This window comes from Wohlfahrtiimonas larvae (assembly GCF_002006755.1).
Classification (GTDB): Bacteria; Pseudomonadota; Gammaproteobacteria; order Cardiobacteriales; family Wohlfahrtiimonadaceae; genus Wohlfahrtiimonas; species Wohlfahrtiimonas larvae.
Genome location: NZ_MVDO01000207.1, coordinates 1 through 7633 on the forward strand (window position 1 = coordinate 1; position 7633 = coordinate 7633).

General features: G+C 38.8%; 5 protein-coding genes. 3 read left to right on the plus strand and 2 right to left on the minus strand.

Features of this window, described 5'->3' with window-relative positions; genetic code table 11:
• Positions 1–286 (minus strand): hypothetical protein (locus BZK14_RS13360; protein WP_171973709.1); only part of this gene is annotated, 286 nt, incomplete at its 3' end.
• 34 nt (positions 287–320) lie between these two features.
• Entirely contained in the window at positions 321–3689 is a 3369-nt protein-coding gene (gene mfd, locus BZK14_RS10850; RefSeq protein ID WP_077926505.1) for a transcription-repair coupling factor, read from the minus strand.
• 271 nt (positions 3690–3960) lie between these two features.
• On the opposite strand from mfd, the gene fdrA reads away from it, so the two are divergent.
• The 3 genes from fdrA to BZK14_RS10865 are packed head-to-tail and all read left to right on the plus strand — an operon-like array spanning position 3961 to position 7420.
• Positions 3961–5487, plus strand: a complete 1527-nt coding sequence (gene fdrA, locus BZK14_RS10855; protein ID WP_077926506.1) for an acyl-CoA synthetase FdrA — start codon at positions 3961–3963, stop codon at positions 5485–5487.
• Positions 5488–5498: 11 nt separating this feature from the next.
• On the plus strand, positions 5499–6923 hold the full coding sequence (locus BZK14_RS10860; RefSeq protein ID WP_425445332.1) for a YlbE family protein: 1425 nt from the start codon (positions 5499–5501) through the stop codon (positions 6921–6923).
• A gap of 11 nt (positions 6924–6934) precedes the next feature.
• Positions 6935–7420, plus strand: a complete 486-nt coding sequence (locus tag BZK14_RS10865; RefSeq protein WP_077926508.1) for a DUF1097 domain-containing protein — start codon at positions 6935–6937, stop codon at positions 7418–7420.
• Positions 7421–7633: the final 213 nt, after the last annotated feature.

Sequence of the window (7633 nt, forward strand, 5' to 3'; positions counted from 1 at the left end):
GCTCAGATATGAAAAAGATTAAATCATCGCTATTTTTCTTTAGTTCTTTGATATCTCCAAGGATGTTTGGTAAAAATACAATTTGTTGAACATTTCCTTGTGCATTGAAATATGACATAGCATGTGCGGTGATCGTACCATCGGTCGTTTCTATCCACTCTATCGTTTTAGCAGGCGCATAAACCTCCTCATAAAATAGATCATTCTGAATACGATAATTATTATCAGCATGACCTATCAATAGAATATTCAGTAAAAGTATTATGGTTATTATTATTTTTTTCATAAATTTTAATCTCAAGTAAAATATATTTTAGGTCTTATGGTTTTAATTCCTCAATCAACTTCAAAATACTATTGATGCGCACTTCTTCATTTTCCATGGGCAATTTGTAGCGTAAAACCTCTTGCCCTTGGAGTTGATAGAAATTCGGTTTCTGCTGAATCAAATCAATCATTGCTCTTAAATTAATGTGCGGTTTAGAGCCAAAGATAATGCGAACGCCATCAGCTGTTGCTTCAATTTTTTCTAAATTCAATGGTGCTGATTTCAATTTAATCTCTGCAATTTTGAATAAGCGCTTCGTTTGATCAGGTAATAAACCAAAGCGATCAATCATCTCGATGTGAATGTTATTCAAATCATCCAAGCTTTCCGCACTTGCGATGCGTTTATACAATGATAAGCGCGTAGGAATATCGCCAATATAATCTTCAGGAATCAATGCAGGCACGCCGATCGAAACTTCCATCCCTTGCTTAAATGGCTGGTTCACATCCAATGTTTCGCCGCGCTTAATTGCTTCTACTGCGCGCGTTAACAGTTCCATATAGAGCGAGAAACCCATTTCTGTGATCTGCCCGCTTTGTGAATCGCCGAGTAACTCACCTGCCCCACGAATTTCTAAGTCATGATTGGCGATCATAAAGCCTGCACCGAGAATCTCTGTTTCTGTTAATGCTTCAATGCGTTTCACAGCATCTTTCGTCATCTGTTTTTCAGGTGGCACAATCAAATAACAGTAAGCACGGTGATGAGATCGCCCAACACGCCCACGCAATTGATGCAACTGCGCCAAGCCTAATTTATCCGCTCTGTTGATGATCATTGTATTGGCATTCGGCACATCGATCCCTGATTCCACGATTGTTGTACAAAGCAATACTTGAATGCGATGATGGTAGAAATCCAACATCACTTTTTCAAGTTCTGCTTCTTTAATCTGCCCATGCGCAATGCCCACTTTAATTTCTGGCATCAAGCGCTCTAATGTATCTTGCATCAACCCGATCGTTTCCACTTCATTGTGCAATACATACATTTGTCCGCCACGCTTTAATTCACGATTCATGGCTTCGATCATCAGCTCTTCATTCCATTCGTTGACGAATGTTTTCACAGCGATTCTTTCCATCGGTGGTGTTGCGATGATGGATAATTCACGCAAACCTGACAAACCCATGTTCAATGTCCGTGGAATCGGCGTTGCAGTCATTGTCAGCAAGTTCACTTCTGTACGAAGTGATTTTAATTGCTCTTTGTGCTTCACACCAAAACGATGCTCTTCATCGATGATGACTAAGCCCAAATTTTTAAACTTCACATCTTTCGATAATAGCTTGTGTGTACCAATGACAATATCAACGCGCCCTTCTGCCAATAGCTCCAAAGTTTCTTTGGTTTCTTTCGATGATCTAAAGCGTGACAAACCTGCAATTTTTACAGGCCAATCAGCAAAGCGATCCATAAAATCTTGTACATGTTGCTCTGCCAACAGTGTTGTGGGTGCAAGCAAAGCCACTTGATAGCCATTCATCACAGCCATGAAAGCACCGCGCATCGCAACTTCCGTTTTACCAAAGCCCACATCACCACAAATGATGCGATCCATTTTGCCAACGGTTAAATCTTTGAGCACATCATCAATCGCCCGTTGTTGATCTGGCGTTGTTTGGAATGGGAAGCTTGCTGCAAATTGATCATATTCATCCAACAACTCCATACCGCGTGCTTCTTGCAGTTCACGGCGTGAATAGATATCCAATAATTCGGCAGCTGTATCATGAATCTTTTCAGAAGCTTTTTTACAGATTTTTTCCCATTGATCCGAACCCAATTTATGCCAAGGCGCACTCTCTTTTGAGCCACCTGTATATAGAGATAAATCATTCAAGTCTGTAATTGGAATATATAGCTTCGAATTGCCTTTATATTCAATCACCAACAGTTCATTATCATCAATGCTATCCAAGCCCACATAGCGCCCAACACCATGTTTCAAATGCACAATCGGATCACCTTCTTTTAAGTGATCAATGCTTGTGAGCATGGATTTAACATCCACAGTTTTCTGCTGTTTCTTGCGCATTGTCTGCATTGGAATACCAAGCAGACTATTCTCTGTCACCAACGCAAATTGGTTCTGATAACTGAAACTATTACTCAATGCGCCTGTTAACAAAGTAAAATGTTCAGGTGCTTTTGTGATATCCGCAAATTTATCACGCACCGCTGGCGATAACGATAATTCTTTTAAACGCTCTAAAAGAATCTCTCTGCGTCCTGTTGTTTCTGTTGTGAGAATTAATGCACCTTTATCATTCTCTTTCAGCCAAGTTTCCACTTGATTAATCTGGCGCACAACTGGAGAATCACCTGAAAAACTCACTGTAATTTTAGGTTTGTTGGCTAAAATTTTCTCTAAGCCATTAAAGTTAATGTATAACCTTGCGGGCGATAATAGTGGGCGCTCAATATCATGGCGATAGCGCTCATATCTTGTATCAATGAGCTTTTGAAAGCTTTCAGCGCTTTTATATAAATTGGGATAAGTGATGAAAGTTGTCTGTTCGCCCAAATAATCAAACAGCGTCGCTGTATCATCAAAGAATAATGGCAAATAGTTTTCTACACCCGCAGGTAAGTTGCCATTTACAATCTCTTTGTAGAGATTGCATTTTGTTGTATCCACTTCAAAGCTGTTTTTAAACTTCTGTTGAAATAACTCCAGTGCTTTTGGACTTGTATCAAACTCACGTGCAGGCAAAATGGACAGCTCAGGAATCGTTTCCACTGTGCGCTGAGTTTCAGGATCAAATGTACGAATACTTTCCACTTCATCATCAAACAGATCCACACGAATGGGCGTTGTGATTCCCATTGGAAACAGATCAATAATTGCGCCACGAATTGCAAACTCCCCAGGTTCCATCACTTGCTTCACATTTTGATAACCTGATGCTTCTAAACCCAATCGCCATTGATCACGATCCACAATATCGCCCGGCTTCAACACTAAAACATGTCCATCCAAAAATTGTAAGGGTGCTAGATGTTGCATTAACGTTGGGATCGTTACGATTAACGTATCAATTGCCCCTTGGCGCAATCTTGCCAATGTTGCTAAGCGCTCTGAAATGATATTCAGTTGTGGTGAAAAGCTATCGTATGGCAATGTTTCTGTATCAGGAAAAATCGTAGCCGTATGTCCAAAGAAAGCCAGGTCTTGCCATAGGCTCTCCGCTTGCTGCATGTTTTCAACAATCGTGACAATTTTTTGTTGACTATTCTTGGCTGAATGGCTTAATGCGAATGCAAATGAAGCGCTATTTTGCTGTTGCCATTCTACTGTTTTTTGTGTTGTTGGAATGGATTCAGAAGCAATTACAAAAGGTTTTGGTTTGGACATAACATTTTTTAGTTAATATAAAGTAAGTACACAACATATAGTAATCAGAATTGCACCATATCACCAATAATTTATAAAATAAATTAAATATCAAACAGTTGCTATTACTTACTTGCCCTTATATATTGATCAAAAGTCATCAATTACTTTGTATCTATTGTTTGACTCTTTAGATATTCCTTTGTAGCTTAGAATAAGAACCCCCCTAAAACAATAATTAGAATCTTAATTAAAAATTAAATAATCATTTAATTAATACAGGAGTATCTTTATGTTTATACACGCATTGATTAAACCTAATACTTACATTGATTCTATGATGCTGATGGCATTATCCACAAAAGTAAATGATTTACCCTTAGTTGAAAAAGCAATGATTGGCATGGGCACTGCCATGAATAAACAAGTCATTGGAGATGTTGGCCTAATGACTGAAGAAATTGAAAACGCCGACAAAAATGATCTCATCATTGTTTTTGCATTAAAAGATGCCAATGACGCGGACACAGTATTAACCCAAATTGAAGAGCTTCGTACTGCTCAATCACAAGGTACAAGTACAACTAAAAACTATAATTCTCTGAATAAAGCCATCTCATCCGAGCCTGAATCTAACTTAGTTTTATTTTCCATCCCTGGAGAATATGTCTATCAAGAAGCTTTAACAGCATTAAATCATAATAAACATGTCATGATTTTTAGCGATAATGTTCCACTACAAGATGAAATATCGCTCAAAAAACTTGCCCAAGAAAAATCATTATTAGTTATGGGGCCTGATTGTGGTACTGCAATTATTAACCAAATAGGGCTGTGTTTTGCTAATGAAGTTAGCAAAGGTAATATCGGTGTTGTTGCAGCCTCAGGAACCGGCAGCCAAGAAGTCAGCGTACAAATTGATGCTCTCAATGCAGGTATTAGCCAATTAATCGGTGTCGGTGGTCGCGACCTAAGCGAAGATGTTGGTGGCATAATGATGCTGCAAGGTATCAAAATGCTCCATGCTGACCCCAAAACTCAAATCATTACATTAATTTCTAAACCCCCTGCAAAATCTATTCAAGACAAAATTATTCAATACGTACAAACATTGCAAAAACCTTTCGTGGTCTGCTTTATTGGTGCAGATATGCAAGGACAAGAAGGTAACATTACCTTTGCACGTTCCACAACTGAGGCTGCTCAAATTGCGGTTGCATTATCAACACAAACACCTTATGTTCCTATTAAAACTGATGCAACAGAACTTTTACAAAGCGCTAAAAGTTTGCAAAGCTCTCAAAAATACATTCGAGGGTTATTTGCAGGCGGTACAGTATGTGACGAAGTATTCTATGCCCTTAAAGAAAATAACACCGTGACATCTAATGTTGCAGGCCCCGTAGAATCTCGTAATCAATTTGGTGAGAAATTAACAGGCAATGCTTTAATCGATTTTGGTGATGATGCTTATACCCAAGGTAAACCTCACCCGATGATTGACCCTTCTTTCCGCTCAGCTGCCATTGTTGAACAGGCAAAAGATCCATCTGTTGCAGCCATTTTATTAGACATTGAATTAGGATTTGGTGCTCATGATGATCCCGTTGGTGCAATGGAAGTATCTATCCAAGAAGCCCAGAAAATTGCAAAAGCAGATGGTAGAAACATCATTTTTATTGCTTATATCTTAGGCACACATAAAGACTTCCAAAATAAAACAACACAATTACAAAAACTTGAGTCTCTAAATGTCATCAATGCCAACAGCGTTGCTGATTTAGGTGCTTTGGCACGTCAACTTTTAGCATCTATTTAAGTTAGGAGAACATAACAATGACACAGAATTTATTTGAAACAAAATTATCCGTACTCAATGTTGGTGGCGAGATTTTCAAAAAAGACTTAGAAAAACAAAATGCGACTGTTGAGCAGGTAAATTGGAAGCCACGCACATCCATTTCTCATGAATTACAAAAAGCATTGGATAAATTATCTGAACCTAAGATTCGTGCAAAAATTGATGCTGCCAACCAAGAAGTCATCCAGCGTATTATTGATGCGCATCCTGTATTAATCGGTTATCAACCGGCCATTGACGTTATTCCAGGTATGCAAAAAAATATGATCATTCATGCCGGACCACCAATTCAATGGGAAAATATGTGTGGGGCGATGAAAGGGGCAGTCACAGGTGCCATCGTTTTTGAAGGACTCGCGAAAGATATTGTTGAAGCAGAAAAAGTAGCCGCATCCGGTAACATTATTTTCTCACCGTGCCATGAACATGATGCAGTAGGATCAATGACGGGCATTACATCAGCATCGATGTATGTGCATATTGTCAAGAATAAAACCCATGGCAATATCGCCTATACCAATCTTTCAGAGCAACTTGCTAAAATCTTACGCATGGGGGCTAATGACCAATCTGTTATTGACCGTTTAATTTGGATGCGCGATATTTTAGGCCCAATGCTAAGCGAAGCGATGACTTATGCAAAAGAGATTGATCTTCGTATGTTACTTGCACAAGCAATCCAAATGGGTGATGAAGATCATAACCGAAATATTGCAGGCTCTTTACTCTTAATTCAACAACTGACACCTCATATTTTAAAAACAAAATTCTCTGACGCAGAGAAAATTGCTGTATTTGAATTCTTAGCAAGCAGTGACTATTTCAGTGGACCAACTTGGATGGCTGTATGTAAAGCAGCATTAGATGCAGGCCACGGTGTTAAAAATAGTAGCATATTAACAACAATGTGCCGCAACGGTGTTGAATTTGGTATCCGTTTAAGCCATTTTGAAGGATTTAAATGGTTTACAGGACCAGCTCAACCCGTCATTGGCCCAATGCTAGCAGGCTATAAGCCAGAAGATGCAGGCTTAGACGTTGGGGATAGTGCAATCACCGAAACATTTGGTATTGGTGGTTTTGCAATGGCCGCAGCACCGGCAATTGTACCATTGGTGGGAGGAACGGTTGATGAAGCCTTAAATTACTCTGTGGAAATGTTAGACATCACAACAGGTATTAATCCCAATATTACCATTCCTATTCTTAACTTTAGAGGCATTGCAACAGGTATTGATGCGATTAAAGTGGCAGAAACAGGCATCTTACCAATCATTAATACGGCCATTGCACATAAAGATGCAGGCATTGGCATGATCGGTACAGGCTTAACAAATCCACCCTTTGAAGTATTTGAAAAGGCTTTAATCGCTTTAGCTAACAGCATTGAATAAAGGGCTTTAATATGCAACTATCACGTTCAATTTGGATATCAGCACTAGTTACAGGTGTTTTATGTGGTATTTGGGCGGGTTTTGCTTCATTAGTTTATCTCAATGTTTGGGCGGGATTCGCAGGCTGTACAGCTTATTTTGCCTCAGGAAAACCAGGCCCTAAAGGCATGATTTTAACTTGGTGTACAACGTTAATTGGTGCTTTTTTAGCCTATTTAATGATCGTCATTGATATTGCTATGGTTGAAAACATTTCAATTATGAATACTCGTGTTTCTACAGCCATCGCTGTTGGTGCATTAGTGGCACTCATCATGCTGCTCGGTAATATTAACTGGTTATCATTTATTCCTGGCATGTTTGTCGGCTGCTATACATACTTCGCGATTGATGGCTTCTCAGGCAATAACTGGTTAATCTTAATGATTTCTCTTGTAACAGGTGCTGTATTGGGTTTAGCCTGTGATTCAGGAGGAAAAAAATTATCAGCCCTATAACTTAAAATGCTCATTTTAATCAAAAATATCATGGCTATATGAATTTATCTTATAGCCATTTTTATCACACAATTTTTATAATGATTATTGAGAACAACTTTGAATCAATTGCTCAATCTGTTGCTGGCTTAACAAATTTTCATAAGTGCCCACAATGATGGATTCAATGCCTGTATTTTTTAATAGCTGATAAGTTGCCTTTTCTGATTGGCA